This is a genomic window from Pseudoalteromonas sp. PSi26, from assembly GCF_054960575.1.
In genome coordinates this window covers 21,973-36,927 of sequence record NZ_JBHNYT010000008.1, presented here as the reverse complement: position 1 = coordinate 36,927, position 14,955 = coordinate 21,973, and the positions used below count along the sequence as shown (strand labels likewise).

19 protein-coding genes are annotated in these 14,955 nt (G+C 38.6%); 6 read left to right on the top strand and 13 right to left on the bottom strand.

Features of this window, described 5'->3' with window-relative positions; genetic code table 11:
* Position 1: 1 nt before the first annotated feature.
* Positions 2–1,357, bottom strand: a complete 1,356-nt coding sequence (mpl, locus tag ACFI34_RS10395; RefSeq protein ID WP_462673425.1) for a UDP-N-acetylmuramate:L-alanyl-gamma-D-glutamyl-meso-diaminopimelate ligase — start codon at positions 1,355–1,357, stop codon at positions 2–4.
* Between the two features lie 246 nt (positions 1,358–1,603).
* On the opposite strand from mpl, the gene ACFI34_RS10390 reads away from it, so the two are divergent.
* Positions 1,604–2,392 carry a hypothetical protein gene (locus ACFI34_RS10390; RefSeq protein WP_462673424.1) on the top strand — a complete coding sequence of 263 codons (789 nt, stop codon included), beginning with the start codon at positions 1,604–1,606 and terminating at the stop codon, positions 2,390–2,392.
* 50 nt (positions 2,393–2,442) lie between these two features.
* On the opposite strand, the gene ACFI34_RS10385 is transcribed toward ACFI34_RS10390, so the two are convergent.
* The 3 genes from ACFI34_RS10385 to folB are packed head-to-tail and all read right to left on the bottom strand — an operon-like array spanning position 2,443 to position 4,088.
* The gene (locus ACFI34_RS10385; RefSeq protein WP_462673423.1) at positions 2,443–3,243 is read right to left on the bottom strand and encodes an undecaprenyl-diphosphate phosphatase; all 801 of its coding nucleotides are present in this window, start codon (positions 3,241–3,243) and stop codon (positions 2,443–2,445) included.
* Complete coding sequence (gene folK, locus ACFI34_RS10380; protein WP_462673422.1) at positions 3,240–3,728, bottom strand: 2-amino-4-hydroxy-6-hydroxymethyldihydropteridine diphosphokinase; 489 nt, start codon at positions 3,726–3,728, stop codon at positions 3,240–3,242. Before folK ends, ACFI34_RS10385 begins: the two co-directional genes overlap by 4 nt.
* A complete protein-coding gene (folB, locus tag ACFI34_RS10375) occupies positions 3,729–4,088 on the bottom strand; it encodes a dihydroneopterin aldolase (RefSeq protein WP_006791567.1) in 360 nt (119 codons plus the stop codon). It abuts the gene before it with no gap.
* Between the two features lie 244 nt (positions 4,089–4,332).
* On the opposite strand from folB, the gene plsY reads away from it, so the two are divergent.
* Positions 4,333–4,944: a glycerol-3-phosphate 1-O-acyltransferase PlsY gene (gene plsY / locus ACFI34_RS10370; protein ID WP_462673421.1), complete on the top strand. Its 612-nt coding sequence runs from the start codon at positions 4,333–4,335 to the stop codon at positions 4,942–4,944.
* 9 nt (positions 4,945–4,953) lie between these two features.
* Here plsY and tsaD read toward each other — a convergent pair whose 3' ends face one another.
* The 3 genes from tsaD to ACFI34_RS10355 are packed head-to-tail and all read right to left on the bottom strand — an operon-like array spanning position 4,954 to position 6,954.
* Positions 4,954–5,967 carry a tRNA (adenosine(37)-N6)-threonylcarbamoyltransferase complex transferase subunit TsaD gene (tsaD, locus tag ACFI34_RS10365; protein ID WP_462673420.1) on the bottom strand — a complete coding sequence of 338 codons (1,014 nt, stop codon included), beginning with the start codon at positions 5,965–5,967 and terminating at the stop codon, positions 4,954–4,956.
* 56 nt (positions 5,968–6,023) lie between these two features.
* Positions 6,024–6,614, bottom strand: coding sequence for a YjaG family protein (locus ACFI34_RS10360; protein ID WP_462673419.1), 591 nt, complete (start codon positions 6,612–6,614; stop codon positions 6,024–6,026).
* Positions 6,607–6,954 carry a putative signal transducing protein gene (locus ACFI34_RS10355; RefSeq protein WP_462673418.1) on the bottom strand — a complete coding sequence of 116 codons (348 nt, stop codon included), beginning with the start codon at positions 6,952–6,954 and terminating at the stop codon, positions 6,607–6,609. The genes ACFI34_RS10360 and ACFI34_RS10355 overlap by 8 nt, the downstream gene beginning before the upstream one ends.
* An 81-nt stretch (positions 6,955–7,035) precedes the next feature.
* Here ACFI34_RS10355 and ACFI34_RS10350 point away from each other — a divergent pair, with 81 nt between their 5' ends.
* The 3 genes from ACFI34_RS10350 (at position 7,036) to ACFI34_RS10340 (ending at position 9,428) form a co-directional block, all read left to right on the top strand.
* Positions 7,036–7,467, top strand: a complete 432-nt coding sequence (locus tag ACFI34_RS10350) for a DUF2721 domain-containing protein (protein WP_006791572.1) — start codon at positions 7,036–7,038, stop codon at positions 7,465–7,467.
* Between the two features lie 360 nt (positions 7,468–7,827).
* Entirely contained in the window at positions 7,828–8,712 is an 885-nt protein-coding gene (locus ACFI34_RS10345; protein ID WP_462673417.1) for a LysR family transcriptional regulator, read from the top strand.
* A gap of 95 nt (positions 8,713–8,807) precedes the next feature.
* Complete coding sequence (locus ACFI34_RS10340; protein ID WP_462673416.1) at positions 8,808–9,428, top strand: 2OG-Fe(II) oxygenase; 621 nt, start codon at positions 8,808–8,810, stop codon at positions 9,426–9,428.
* A gap of 5 nt (positions 9,429–9,433) precedes the next feature.
* Here the strand turns inward: ACFI34_RS10340 and ubiA are convergent, their stop codons facing one another.
* Complete coding sequence (gene ubiA, locus ACFI34_RS10335; protein WP_462673415.1) at positions 9,434–10,312, bottom strand: 4-hydroxybenzoate octaprenyltransferase; 879 nt, start codon at positions 10,310–10,312, stop codon at positions 9,434–9,436.
* The gene (locus ACFI34_RS10330) at positions 10,309–10,848 is read right to left on the bottom strand and encodes a chorismate--pyruvate lyase family protein (protein ID WP_462673414.1); all 540 of its coding nucleotides are present in this window, start codon (positions 10,846–10,848) and stop codon (positions 10,309–10,311) included. The genes ubiA and ACFI34_RS10330 overlap by 4 nt, the downstream gene beginning before the upstream one ends.
* A gap of 167 nt (positions 10,849–11,015) precedes the next feature.
* Here ACFI34_RS10330 and ACFI34_RS10325 point away from each other — a divergent pair, with 167 nt between their 5' ends.
* Positions 11,016–11,414 (top strand): flagellar basal body-associated protein FliL, encoded by a 399-nt coding sequence (locus ACFI34_RS10325; protein WP_006791577.1) that lies wholly within the window; start codon positions 11,016–11,018, stop codon positions 11,412–11,414.
* A 6-nt stretch (positions 11,415–11,420) separates the two neighbouring features.
* Here the strand turns inward: ACFI34_RS10325 and glpG are convergent, their stop codons facing one another.
* The 4 genes from glpG to ACFI34_RS10305 form a co-directional block, all read right to left on the bottom strand.
* Entirely contained in the window at positions 11,421–12,245 is an 825-nt protein-coding gene (gene glpG / locus ACFI34_RS10320; RefSeq protein ID WP_462673413.1) for a rhomboid family intramembrane serine protease GlpG, read from the bottom strand.
* Entirely contained in the window at positions 12,242–12,559 is a 318-nt protein-coding gene (gene glpE / locus ACFI34_RS10315; protein WP_243531466.1) for a thiosulfate sulfurtransferase GlpE, read from the bottom strand. Before glpE ends, glpG begins: the two co-directional genes overlap by 4 nt.
* 67 nt (positions 12,560–12,626) lie before the next feature.
* Complete coding sequence (gene tdh / locus ACFI34_RS10310; protein WP_462673412.1) at positions 12,627–13,652, bottom strand: L-threonine 3-dehydrogenase; 1,026 nt, start codon at positions 13,650–13,652, stop codon at positions 12,627–12,629.
* A gap of 44 nt (positions 13,653–13,696) precedes the next feature.
* Entirely contained in the window at positions 13,697–14,893 is a 1,197-nt protein-coding gene (locus ACFI34_RS10305; protein WP_006791581.1) for a glycine C-acetyltransferase, read from the bottom strand.
* Between the last annotated feature and the right edge of the window lie 62 nt (positions 14,894–14,955).

The following is a 14,955-nucleotide window of genomic DNA, read 5'->3' as shown; positions in this document are numbered from 1 at the left end:
ATTATTCTCCGCTGTATTTATCAGCCAAACCATCAACAAGTTGCTGATGAAGGCCATTAAAACCGCCATTACTCATTATTAAAATGTGTTGATTAGGCTGCACATTTTCAAGCACCGTATTAATAATCAACTGTGTGCTGTTAAAGCATTGCATACCCGCTGTTTGGGCTTGTTCTTTAAGCGACCAACCTAAGTTTTCAGGTTCAAACAAAAGCACCTCATCAGCCTCAGCCAATGAAGCAAGTAACGTGTGTTGATGTACACCCATTTTCATGGTGTTTGAGCGGGGCTCTAAAATAGCAATAATTTTTTCATTGCCGACTTTAGCGCGTAAACCCGCTAAGGTTGTTTTAATCGCTGTTGGGTGATGAGCAAAATCGTCATACACCTTAATGCTGTTTATGTCGGCCTTGAGTTCCATTCGCCTTTTCGGGCTTATAAACTCGGCAAGTGCCTCAATACTATGACTAACAGCAATCCCTACATGGCGCGCAGCGGCAATTGCCATAATCGCATTTTTAACATTATGTTCGCCAATTGCACCCCAATTAACCGTACCTTGCTGCTCATTATTCAAAAGTACATCAAACTCGCTGCCATCGGGTTTAATTAGTTCATAGCCCCAATCGCCATCTAACGTTTCGCTTTCACTCCATAGCCCTTGCGATATTACGTCTTCAAGTGCTTTGTCTTGTTTTGGCCAAATGACTTTACCGCTGTGAGGTAGTGTACGCATTAAGTGATGAAATTGTTTTTTAATTGCGTTTAAATCATCAAAAATATCGGCGTGATCAAACTCTAAGTTATTCAAAATAAGTGTACGTGGCAGGTAATGCACAAACTTACTACGTTTATCAAAAAAGGCGGTGTCGTATTCATCTGCCTCAATTACAAAAAAAGGCGTTTCACCTACCTTTGCCGACACACCAAAATTTTGCACTATGCCGCCAATTAAAAACCCCGGTTTTAAACCAGCATATTCTAATATCCAGGCAAGCATACTCGCTGTAGTTGTTTTACCATGCGTACCAGCCACCGCGAGCACCCAAGAGTTTTGCAATAAGTTATGCTTTAACCACTCTGGACCTGAGGTATAAGGTAAGCTGTTATCTAACACATATTCAACACAAGGGTTACCTCGGCTCATCGCATTACCAATCACAACCATATCGGGTTTTGGCTCTAGTTGAGATACGTCGTAACCTTGAGTAAGCTCAATACCAAGATCCTCAAGTTGGGTGCTCATAGGTGGGTAAACGTTTTGGTCTGAACCTGTTACTTTATGGCCAAGTGACTTAGCAATGGCTGCAATACCGCCCATAAACGTACCGCAAATGCCCAAAATATGAATATGCATATACTTTCCTTAAACCGTATGCTCACTTTGCAGCTGTGCAAAGCTTAATGGCGCTATAATGCCAAATTTCGCGCTTACTTACCATTATATGTAGGTATTTCGATGGGTTAAAAAGTGCATATCATCGCCTTTAACTTTTAACTGTTATTCGTTCAACTTAGCTAACTGTACTCACTTTTGATCAAGTAGTATCAATGCTATAAACTCACATGCGCATACGTTTTTAATTATTTAAAAGGATTTTCTATGAAGAAGTTATTATTTTTGACCTTTCTATTTTTATCGTCGCAGAGTTTTGCCCTCGATCTTGCAAAATATCCTATAGAGCTTATTTCTCAAGAAGGCTACAGTGTTGTAATAGCTCCTACTAAAGATCAAAAACAAGCACTTGTTAAAGTAACCGGGATCAACCACGACATTGATGGCATCACATTTTTAATGGATCTAAAGCCACGAGGGAGTAATAAAGCTTATAAATTTACATACGATGGAACTGAGCGAAGCTTAATAAGCATTGATAAGGGTTACCGTTGTTGCAGCTATACTTTATACATACCAGACACGAGAGAAGGTATTTATTTAGCAAAAAAAGAAGGGGCTAACCCTGCTATTGTTGAAGATTTGAAGGCTCAGTATCAACAGCATATCAATAAAGGGACTCAAGCCGAACTTGCTCTTTTTAACCGTCAAAAGCATTTAAAATATCAACAATCAAAAATAGATACCGCAAACGATTCAGTCACAAATCAGTGCGGCCTAAGTATTAAAACGACTATACAATGGGATTCAATTGATGACACTCTTCTGCAGACTTATGCGGTTGGTTCTTTTTGTGCTCAAGTAGCAGATGAAATGGTTAATATGTGTAAAAAAGATATAAAGTTTAAAAAAGATATAGCGCACTTCAACACAATCAACTGTCAATTTAGCGATAAACTAAAGCTTCGCCAAAACGACGGTGTATTAACGTTTAAAACATCACCTAAAGCACCTAATCAAAGTCAATTTATTGAGGCCTATCTACTTAATTTATAAGTCAAAAAAGCACCTAACGGTGCTTTTTTCATAATACTGAGGCTATTAATCTACATACTTAAAAAAACGATTAAACCTAAACCTAAAACTAATCGGTAAATTACAAAAGGTAACATTCCCATTCGTTCAATCACTTTTAAAAATAAATAAATACACGCATAAGCAGATAAAAAGGACAGTACCACCCCTAGTAACAATGTGCCCCATTCAACAACGTGGTCGCCCAATGCAAGCTCTATTGTGTAATAAAGACCCATCATTGAAATAACAGGAATGGCGAGTAAAAACGAAAAGCGCGCTGCGCTTTGCTTATTCATACCTAGCATTAAACCCGCTGTCATTGTAATACCTGAACGAGACGTTCCCGGTATCATAGCAACGGCTTGTGCCAAGCCAATCATAAGAGCCGACTTCCAATTAAGTTGATAAATTGTTTTAACTTGTTTTCCTTTGGCATCAGCGTACCAGAGCAGCAAACCAAAAATAATGGTGGTGGCTGCAATGACCCATGCACTTCGTAGGTATAACTCAACAAAATCCTTAAGTAACAAACCAAATACAGCAGCAGGTATTGTCCCTAAAATAATCCACCAGCCAAGTTTACTGTCGTCTGTTTTACCTTGTGTGCCAAACGATTTAAACCACGCACTGAGAATGTCAGCCACCTCTTTACGAAAATAAATAACAACCGCTATTAATGTCCCTACATGCACTGCAACATCAAAAGCAAGTCCTTGGTCTTCCCACCCTAATATTTGTGAGGGTAAAATTAAATGTGCCGAGCTAGATATGGGTAAAAACTCAGTAAAACCTTGAATTAGCGCTAAAATTACTATTTCTAAAATACTCATGGGTTAGAAAACTCCACCTTCCATAGTTTTTGTTGAGGGTTATTATATGCATTCCATAATTGAGCAATTGTTTGCTTAGCTACAGGGTGATAAAAACCGGGGGCAACCTCACTGAGAGGCTGTAATACAAATGCATTTTTGGTTATTTCGTCACGTGGTAATTGCGCGGGGCTATCGCAAATCACATCATCGTAAAACAATAAATCTAAATCAAGAGTTCTTGGGCTGAACTTTTTATCGTTCGGTGTGCGACCATTATCACGCTCTATTTTTTTTAGTAATGCACACACTTCAGCTAACGGCTTGTCTGTTTTTGCCCCAACGACCGAATTATAAAAGTTATTACCTACGAAACCGACAGCTTCGCTTTCAAAAACAGACGAATGCTCTATATTTTCAAAATGCGTTTTAAGTGCTTTTAAGGCACTTTGCATATAGTGCTCTTTGTTAATATTTGATCCAAGGCTAATGTATATTTGCGCCATTTAAACGCTTGCCTTATTACGTGTTATTTCTACTCCTACAGTTTGCGCTTGCGCAACTGCAGCAGGTTTACTAACTCTAATTTTAACTTGAGTTGTATTAAATTCCGTTAAAATAATGTCAGCCAATTGCTCAACAAGTGTTTCAAGCAACTCAACAGGTTTAGCTGTACTATGCGCAATGACACGCTCGCTTACTTTTGCGTAATCAAGTGCTAGATTAATGTCATCATTTGCGGCGGCTGGTTTAATATCACTTAGCATTTCAATATCAAAATAAAGGCTCTGTTTACTTTCTTTTTCAAAGTCGTACACTCCAATAATAGTGTCGACGTGCAATTGAGATATAAATACCTTATCCATTGATACTCCAAAAGACCAGCAACTGTTCTAACCACATAAACTAATTATAAATTAATATTGTATATGCTTTAATCAGTGTTTAAATATGTAAAAATTCCTTCTACAATAGCAAAATAACGCGTTTAGCTAAATTTGGTAGAAGTATATTAATTTTCACGATAAATTTTGCCGCCAATAATAGCCCAAAAACGATGTTAATTGCATTAAATGTAATGGGTATAACGATAAAAATATAAGGAACTATGTGTTAGCTATTTTGATGTTTGTTTTAGCGTACCTACTTGGGTCGATTTCATCGGCTATCTTAGTGTCGCGTCTATTTAAACTTCAAGATCCCCGTACACATGGCTCAAATAATCCAGGCGCAACTAATGTTTACCGCTTAGGTGGCGCTTTCCCTGCTGTTTTAGTTCTTGTTTTTGATATTTTAAAAGGCACGATACCCGTGTGGGGGGCTTATTTTTTACAACTTGAGCCTTTGGTACTTGGCTTAGTTGCCGTAGGCGCCTGTTTAGGTCACATGTACCCTGTATTTTTTAATTTTAAAGGCGGTAAAGCCGTCGCAACAGCATTTGGGGCTTTACTCCCAATAGGTTTATCCCTAGCTGGGTTATTAATTACTACTTGGCTAATTATAGTTGCAGTAAGTCGCTATTCTTCACTTGCCGCCCTAGTCACCGTTTTACTCGCACCGCTTTATACGTGGTTAATTAAGCCCCTATATACATTGCCAGTGGTTTTTATCACGGTGCTCATTATTTTTCGCCATAGAACAAATATAGTTAGGTTATTTGCGGGCGAAGAACCAAAAGTGGGGGCTAAAAACGCCCCCACCGATGAAAATAAACCAACATAACCCGTTAAATTAAATGGGCTCGAGGCTGTCTATTGGCCAACGTGGCTTTGTTTTCATATCGAGAGTTGCAAACTGACCTGCTTTTAAACGCTGCATTCCGGCATAAGCAATCATGGCGCCGTTATCTGTACAAAACTCTGTACGCGGATAATAAACCTCACCTTTCATCCCTTGCATCACACGCTCAAGCTGAAGCCTAAGCTGGGTATTTGCGCTTACTCCACCTGCAATGACCAAACGTTTGATTCCTGTTTGCTTTAGCGCTCGCTTACATTTAATAACTAACGTATCAATAACGGCAGTTTGAAATGCATGAGCTATGTCAGCTTTAGTTTGCTCGTCTTCGGCATTTTCACGAATGGTAATCGACGCCGCAGTTTTTAAGCCACTAAAACTAAAATCAAAGCCTGGCTTGTCAGTCATTGGACGAGGAAAGATAAATCTCTTTGGCACACCCTGCTCTGCTAATTTAGCTAAGCGAGGGCCTCCTGGGTAATCAAGACCTAATAACTTAGCTGTTTTGTCAAACGCTTCACCTGCAGCATCATCAACAGACTCGCCCAGTACTTCGTATTGACCAATACCTTCAACTTTTACCATCATGGTATGGCCACCAGAAACAAGTAACGCAATGAACGGAAATTCAGGTACGTTTTCTTCAAGCATAGGAGCAAGTAAGTGACCCTCCATATGATGAACCGCAACAGCAGGAATACCCCAGCCATAAGCCAAAGAGCGGCCAATTGAGGTACCCACTAACAACGCCCCAACCAAGCCAGGGCCAGCGGTATAAGCAATACCATCTAGATCTTCAGGGCCACAACCCGCTTGAGCAAACGCTGCATCAATAAGAGGTAGAGTTTTACGCACATGATCGCGTGACGCAAGCTCAGGAACCACACCACCGTAGTCAGCATGTACTTTTACTTGGCTGTATAATTGATGGGCTAATAAACCTTTCTCGTCATCATAAATTGCAATACCAGTCTCATCACATGACGATTCAATGCCTAAAATTCGCATTGTACTTCTCCCGCTTTTTTTCACTACTTAACCAAAGTTCAAGTTACTTAATTTGTTTATAACGCCAAACCAATATTTGTTTGACCATCAACAACAGCAAATTTTTTCAGCGCCTTTACACTTTCTGAAGTAATACGCCCCATATTTTCAACAAAATCAATAAGCTCAGCTAACACTTCAATTTCATACTGCATCAAAGGGTGTTCCCTAACAGCGGTGTTATCTGCAATTTCACCTTCAACTGTCATTTGGTATTCAATAAAGCGCGCAACGGTTGCTTGCGAAATTTTACTAACACTTACGAACTCTTTATCGTCTTGTGCCATTAAACCATGCATCAAGCTTAGTAATGACGTTGCCGCATCAATAGCTGGGTATGTACCAAACATATCAAATTCAGCAAGCTCTGGGACATTAGGTTCTACTTTTTCAACTTGCTTTTCTAAGTCAATCTTACTTTTTGGCAGTAAGATTTTTTCCCAACAAACATTAAGCGCATTACGAAGCAACTTTTCATCACCAAACCCCGTAGCCTCACTAAATAAACCATAATTTGGCAACATACGTTCAATTAGCGCACTTGCTAATACCGCTTTTTGTAAATAGTTTAGCTCTCTAATACGCTGAAAATTATTTGCTTTAGTCATTCTTTAACGTCTCACATGACCAACAAAAATCAAATGTTGATCCATTATGCTCATTACAGTTAGGACAAACCCAATCTGGAGCGGATTGTTTTACTTGTTGATAGTTTACCAATATTTGTCGCGCATGGCGCTCTTTTATCGCATAAACCTGCACACTAACTTGCGCCTGATCGAATGGAATTTCCCCAAGTGCACCTTGAAGCATTTCTCCTGCAACTTTACACTCTATTCCACCCGCTTGAATTAACCCCTTAACAATATTAGCCTCTAACGTGTTGGCTGCCTTGTAAATTGTTATCCAATTAAATGCACTATCTGTTGTGTTTTTATAAATTTGCAATATCGACCTCAATTATTTTGTGTGTACAATACCTTAAGGTATTGAGAAATTTATTAAACAATATTCAAAAAAGGCGCAAGCATGACACTTACAACTCCGGGTCTACTCTTTCCAGCTATATCTTTGTTACTTCTTGCTTATACAAACCGATTTTTAGTACTTGCGCAATTAATAAGAGAGTTAAATGCCAGAGAAGGCGAGTCAATTCGCCCTGTAGTGGTTGCGCAAATCACCAATTTAAGAAAGCGCATAAAGCTTATAAGAACCATGCAAGTTTACGGTGTAGGCTCTTTTTTATTATGTACCCTGTCTATGTTTGCTCTTTTTATTGAGTTTAATACAACAGGAATTATTTTATTTGGCGTAAGCCTAACCTGTTTAAGTTTATCTTTATTAACGTCTTTATTTGAAATTCATATTTCATGTGATGCGATAGAAATTGAACTTCAAAATATTGAAAACAAACCATTAAGTAACAGAGCAAACAAAAACTTTGATAATAAAACAAGCTAAAAGACTAAAATTCGTGCAAATATTATAATTTATTGCTTAATCAATGCCCTACTTTGTGGCATACTTTTTCATTAATTAGCAAATTAAATATACTTAGTATTTTTATTTATAGATTTATACCTGCTTTTTAGTATTAACTTTGCCAGATAAGGATGTTAGGTGAATAAAAAAATATTAGTCTTTAGTCTAAAGGTTAATACTTTTTAACATCTTTACACTTTTATTATTGTGCAAACAGATATATTGTGTAGCTTATCTTTTTTAAATTTACATATATTTATTAATAATTTAGACAGATAAAACAGACAAAAAATTGATGTGTTATTACATCATAACTTACTTATAAAAAGGGACTATAAAGTGAGATTTGAGCAATTAGAACAATTTGTAGCACTGGGTGTGTTACGTCACTTCAGACAAGCCGCAGAAAAAACGCAAATTAGTACTTCTGCACTTACCCGTAGTATTCAAACCCTAGAAGATGAAATGGGCTACGAGCTAGTTACGCGCTCAACCCGCTCAGTAAAACTGACTCCTGAAGGCAAACTCTTTCTTGATTACGCCAAAAATACACTTAGCGAATTAGAAAACACCAAAAAGCGCTTGTTTCAATCTGTTCATGGCAATGCCGATGAAAAACTCATTATTGGTTACACAAATAAAGCGAGTAACATTGTACCTATTTCATGTGGTCAATTTTTAGCGCAATACCCACATGTAAAAATCGAGATGCAATTGCAAGAACAACACGAGTTAACACGCAAGCTTCAGGAAGGTGAAATAGACATTAGCGTTTATTCTCAAGCTGTAAATAGCATTGGTAGTGATATTCATTTGCCTGATCAGCTTATTTTATTTGTATCTAAGCATCATCCGCTTGCCCAAAAAAATGACATAAGCAAACAACAACTAGACTCTTATTCAGCCTTTGGTTGTTTCTCTCAATCAAAACAAGTTCAAAATATGCTGAACGAGGCCATTGATTCTTTAAATAAATCATCAACTATCAAAATGGGCAGTATTGAACAGGTTATCTCCGGCATTATTAAATCCGATAGTTTTGCAATCGCCAGCATTGAACATGCAAACACTGTGGCAGAACACACTGACCTGGTTCAGTTAAAAACAAATAAAGATCTAAGCCATGAGCAGTTAGTTGTTCAAACAAATCAACAAACAGCTGTTACTGAACACTTAGCACATTTGCTTTCGCTTATTAAAAAAGCAGCAACAACAATTAATTAATCCATTGTTATTTTTGAAATAGGTGCGGCACAAAACAATAGCTTTTTACTTTTTTTCGGCTAAACTGGCGCACCTTCAAAAAAAGAACCACATAAATGATCAACTTTTCAGCCGATGGTGCGTTTTATAACGATATTGAAAGCCGCGGTTATACAGTTATTCCCAATGCCTTAAACAAAGAATTAATAGCTGATTTAATGGCTGATTGTTATCGCATAAATCCGCATTTTAGCCATGCAGGTATTGGTCGCTTAAATCATTTACAAATTGACGATAATATTCGAAAAGATAAAACTTATTGGTTTGATGGTTCGTCCCAAGCACAATTAACCTACCTAGCTGTTATGGAGAGTATTCGCACAACGCTCAATCGCACTTTTTTTATGGGGCTGTTTGATTACGAATGCCACTACGCAAAATACACTCACGGTGATTTTTATAAAAAGCATGTCGATGCCTTTAAAGGACGCTCAAATAGAGTATTTACCAGCGTTTTATACTTAAACACGCCCAATGAGGGCGGTGAGCTTGTTATTTATAAGCCCAAAAGCAAAGTGGTTGAAGTAAGCATTGCGCCAGAGGCAGGAACGTTAGTTTTATTTGAAAGCGAGCGCTTTGTCCACGAAGTATTACCAGCGGTAGATAATCGGTATTCAATTGCTGGCTGGTTTAGAAAAAACGCATCAATTAGCGGGATTATTGATCCACCTCGTTAATATAACTAAATGTTAATGGGGTACGAGAGCAGTAAACCAATAAAAATAGCCATACCAACATAATGATTATTTAAAAAAGCTTTAAAGCATGCGTCTCTATCTCGCTTTAAAATTAATACTTGTTGGTAAATGAGTAATGCTGTGGCTATAAGTAATCCGGCCCAAAAAGCCATATTTAACTGGTTAACTAACCCAATATAGGCAACAAATGCAATAAATAGAGCATTTAAAATAAAAATGATATGACGGTCGAAACAACCAAATAAAATAGCAGTCGATTTAACACCAATTTTCACATCATCATCTCTATCGACCATGGCATACATGGTATCGTACGCAACCGTCCAGCATACATTAGCAACAAACAGCAACCAAGCCTGTAGAGGTAATGCATCAATAGATGCCATATAAGCCATTGGAATTGCCCAACCAAATGCTGCACCCAGCACGACTTGTGGCAACTGGGTATATCGCTTCATAAACGGATAGCAAAACGCGAGCGCAAGTGCACCAACAGACAATAAAATAGTGTTAAAGCTCAGCATTAAAACCAAAATAAATGCTAAAGTGATCAGTAATAAAAATAGACTTAGCGCTTCTCCGCTTGCTACCGTACCAGATGCAAGAGGACGTTGAGCTGTGCGTTTTACAGAACCATCTATTTTTCTATCTGCAAAATCATTTATTACGCAGCCCGCACTACGCATTACTACAACCCCCAAAGTAAACACTGTAAAATTAACTAAGCTCGGCATCCCACTATTTGCAAGCCATAAAGCCCAATAGGTTGGCCATAAAAGCAATAAAGTACCTATGGGCTTATCAACACGCATAAGCTGTAAATAATAAGGAAAATGTTTTGCTTTTATACCTGCTAATTTCATGAGTAAAGGTACGCCCCAGGTAAAAATACTTCCGCCACCAAAAATTGGTAATCATTTAACGAAAACACGCTACGCCTGCCTAATAATGTTTGAGTTGGTAAATTTAGCTCGGTAACCAAATTCTGTAATAGATGTTTGTTATCAAAACGCGCGATTTCAATATTTTGACGAACAAGCTCAGGTTGTTGAAAAATAACATCGCCTAAAGGGCGCTCCCCCATATTATGAAGCGAGTTGTGCGTTTGGTTATTTGGCAGCCAACTTTGAGCGTAAACCATGGGGTTATTATCGCACAACAAAAGCACCTCTCGGTTTAACGCCGATGACGTTTTACAGCCTAGTAATTGCTGTTGTTCATGACTTAAATTAAACGCCTGTTCGCTGAGTACTTTTACACTAAAAGAGGTTGCTTTACTTTTTAGTTTAGCAGTTAAAGAATGCGGCTCAAAAAGCCATTCTTGCTCTGTAGGTGTTAAGTCATCGGTTTGTATATCCGATAGCCAGTTAGCTGATAAAGATAAAGGAAAAGTTGTCACAATAACTCAATAAAATATAATCCAAGTAAATGATAACATTGCCTAAGCATTTGAAAAAGTGCCTATTCACCAACCTAAGTAACTAATATAAATAATTGCTTGGCGCTGTTTATTACCTATTATTAAGTATAAACTATTTACAACAGGTTTTCGGAAACGCTTTAAATATGAAAAAAATAGTATACGTAGGTCTTCTTACATTAATTATGAGTTTAGTGAGCCTAAGTGCCCGTGCAGAGTCAACGGTTGGTTATTTTGGTTTTGAACCTGACATAATTACTAATTATATTGGCGCATCAAGTAAAAAAATGGGTTACGTGCGCGTTACCGTTGACCTAATGCTTAGTAACAATTCAGACATTGCCATTGTTGAACATCATACCCCTTTATTAAGAGATGCTATTGTAGAGATTTTTTCGAAAGAGCCAGAAGAAAAAATAAAGTCATTGACTGGCCGAGAAGAAATTCGCGCAAAATGTATAGAAAAGTTAAAAAGCCTGTTAAAAGAAGAAACAGGCCAGGAAATTATACGTGAAGTACTATTTACTAAGTATTTATATCACTAAATTCAACTATTTTGTATGCTTTTTAGTGAACAGTTGAGCGGTGTAGGCAAACGCCATTCCGCTCACTAGCCCCCCTAAATGTGCCCAATTTGCCATTCCAACAAACAACACATCAGCAAAACCAAGCACTAACCAAACAAGCATAAAACCTACAATTGAGGTACTCACCAATGCGGGTTTTTGTGGATTTAAAAAGCTATGGATCCAGCAATACCCCAGTAAGCCGTATACCACGCCACTTAGCCCACCAAAATTAGGCCCAACAATTAAATATTGCGCCCAACTACTAATTAAAGCAGTAATAAAAAACAGGCCAATTAAGCTCAATTTTCCGCATTGTTTTTCAATATTGTCACCAAGCGATATCCACCAAATTAAGTTAAACACAATATGTATAGCACTAAAGTGAACCAAGGCTGGCGTAAACCACGTCAATGGGTATGAGGGGTTAAACTGTAATGCAGAATAAATGCTCTCGAAACCACCCAGTAAAAATGCAACATAAATAACAATACTGAGTACACTTACCGATTGATTAAGCCAACTCAGCGCTTTGAACCGCGCTTTAAGGTTAAGCGATTGCCCTTGGTATTTTAAAGGTGATTGCGTACTACCTACACTCCAAGAAGCTTGCTGGTAACGAGAATGGCCTGGGTTTTGAGTAAACTCAGCCCAAAGCGGCTGTACCTGATGAAAATGCTCTTCAGATACGCTAATAATAACGTGGCTACCATCAGTTGAATGTAAGTGCCCGTCTAAACCTTGGCTTTTTAAATAATCTATAAAGCCTTGTGCGGCACGCGGGTTATTTAAACTGCCAAGCTCTATCATCGTTCAACTTTCTCGCTGTAGGCCGCTTCCCAGGCTGTAAAGCCACCATCCATGCTATATACATCCTCAAAACCTTGCTCAACTAAGTAACTAGCAGCACCTTGCGAACTCATGCCGTGGTAACAAACAATAATAATGGGCTGATCAAACTCTTTTTCCATCATAAACTGGGCAATGTTTGCGTTCGATAGTGCCTCTGCCCCCGGAATATGGCCTGCTTGATACGAGTTAGGATCGCGTATATCTGCAATTACTACGTCTTCTTTGTCTAATAACTCATGCGTTTGCGCAATAGATATATGTTTAAATGCCATTGAACTCTCTTTAATAAATAAAATAAAAAAGGCGGCCATAGCCGCCCTTCTTGCAATTTTTTTGGAATTAATCCCAGTTTAAAATTACTTTTCCTGACTGACCTGAAATCATCATATCAAAGCCAGCTTGGAAGTCATCTACAGAATATTGATGTGTAATGATTGGGCTTAAATTAAGACCTGACTGAATCAAACTTGCCATTTTGTACCAGGTTTCAAACATTTCGCGACCATAAATACCTTTAATCACTAAACCTTTAAAAATGACTTGGTTCCAATCTATTGCCATGTCTGATGGTGGAATACCGAGCATGGCAATTTTGCCACCATGGTTCATATTATTAAGCATTGAATTAAATGCACTTGGCACACCCGACATTTCAAGACCAATATCAAAGCCTTCTGTCATGCCTAGGTCGGTCATAACATCTTCAAGCTTTTCATTTGCAACATTCACCGCGCGAGTTGCGCCCATTTTGCGGGCAAGCTCTAATCGGTACTCGTTAACATCAGTAATTACTACATGACGCGCGCCTACATGTTTTGCAACAGCTGCAGCCATAATACCTATAGGACCGGCACCAGTAATTAGTACATCTTCTCCTACTAGGTCAAACGAAAGTGCTGTGTGTACAGCATTGCCAAATGGGTCAAAAATAGAGGCTAAATCGTCAGATATGTTGTCTGGAATTTTAAATGCATTAAATGCTGGAATGACTAAGTACTCAGCAAACGCGCCTTCTCGGTTAACACCAACACCTGTGGTATTACGGCATAAATGCACACGACCAGCACGACAATTTCGACAATGCCCACAGGTAATATGACCTTCGCCAGATACCCGGTCACCCACTGAAAAGCCGCGAACTTCTTGACCCATATCAACCACTTCACCAACGTACTCATGGCCAACAACCATAGGTGTAGGAATTGTTTTACTCGCCCACTCGTCCCATTTATAAATATGAACGTCGGTGCCACAAATCGCTGTTTTACGTATTTTAATTAACAGATCGTTATGGCCCACTTCAGGCTTAGGTGCATCTGTCATCCAGATACCCGGTTCTGCTTTTAATTTAGATAATGCTTTCATAATTTACGCTCACAAAAACCAAGTCATTTCTTAGTTTTAAAAAATTAAATAACGCCCATTTCTTTGCCAATGCGGGTAAAGGCTGCAATAGCTGTATCTAGCTGCTCTATACTGTGCGCTGCTGATATTTGCGTACGAATACGTGCTTGGCCTTTTGGTACAACTGGAAATGAAAAGCCCGTAACGTAAATGCCTTCTGCAAGTAATTTGTCTGCCATAAGTGATGCTACTTTAGCGTCGCCTAGCATTACGGGGATAATGGCATGATCTTTACCTGCACAAGTAAAACCCGCCGCTTCCATTTGCTCACGGAAGTACTTTGCATTTGACCAAAGCTTAGCGCGAAGTTCGCCACCATTTTCAAGCATCTCTAGTACTTTAATTGATGCAGTTACAATTGATGGTGCTAATGAATTTGAGAATAAATATGGGCGAGAACGCTGACGTAACCACTCAACAATTTCTTTTTTACCTGAGGTGTAACCACCTGATGCGCCGCCCAGCGCTTTACCCAATGTACCAGTAATTATATCTACACGGTCAAGTACGTTACAGTATTCAGGTGTACCTTTACCATTTTCGCCAACAAAACCTACAGCGTGAGAGTCATCAACCATAACAAGCGCATCGTACTTATCTGCTAAATCGCACACGGCTTCTAAATTACAAATTACGCCGTCCATAGAGAACACGCCGTCAGTGGCAATTAACTTTGTTTTAGCGCCAGCTTCGTCTGCGGCAATTAATTGCTTTTCTAGGTCAGCCATGTCGTTATTTGCATAGCGAAAACGCTTAGCTTTACATAAACGAACGCCATCGATAATCGAAGCATGGTTAAGTGAATCAGAAATAATTGCATCTTCAGCACCTAAAATAGTTTCAAACAAGCCTGTATTAGCATCAAAACAAGAAGAGTATAAAATGGTGTCTTCGGTTTCTAAAAATGCACTAATTTTTTGCTCAAGTGTTTTGTGAATGTCTTGCGTACCACAGATGAAACGCACAGAGGCCACACCAAAACCGTGGTCGTCTAAACCGCCTTGCGCTGCTTTAATTAACTCAGGACTATTTGCTAGACCTAAGTAGTTGTTAGCACAAAAGTTAATAACTTTATCGCCAGATGCTACTTCAATTTGAGCTTGTTGCTGCGAGGTAATTATACGCTCGCTTTTATAAAGGCCTTGGGCTTTAACGTCTTCAATTTGCTCTTGTAATTGGCTAAAAAAAGCAGATGCTCTCATCTGTAGTCTCCATTTAATTGAACGGGTAAACAACAACGTTGATGCCACTGTTTATGATGGTG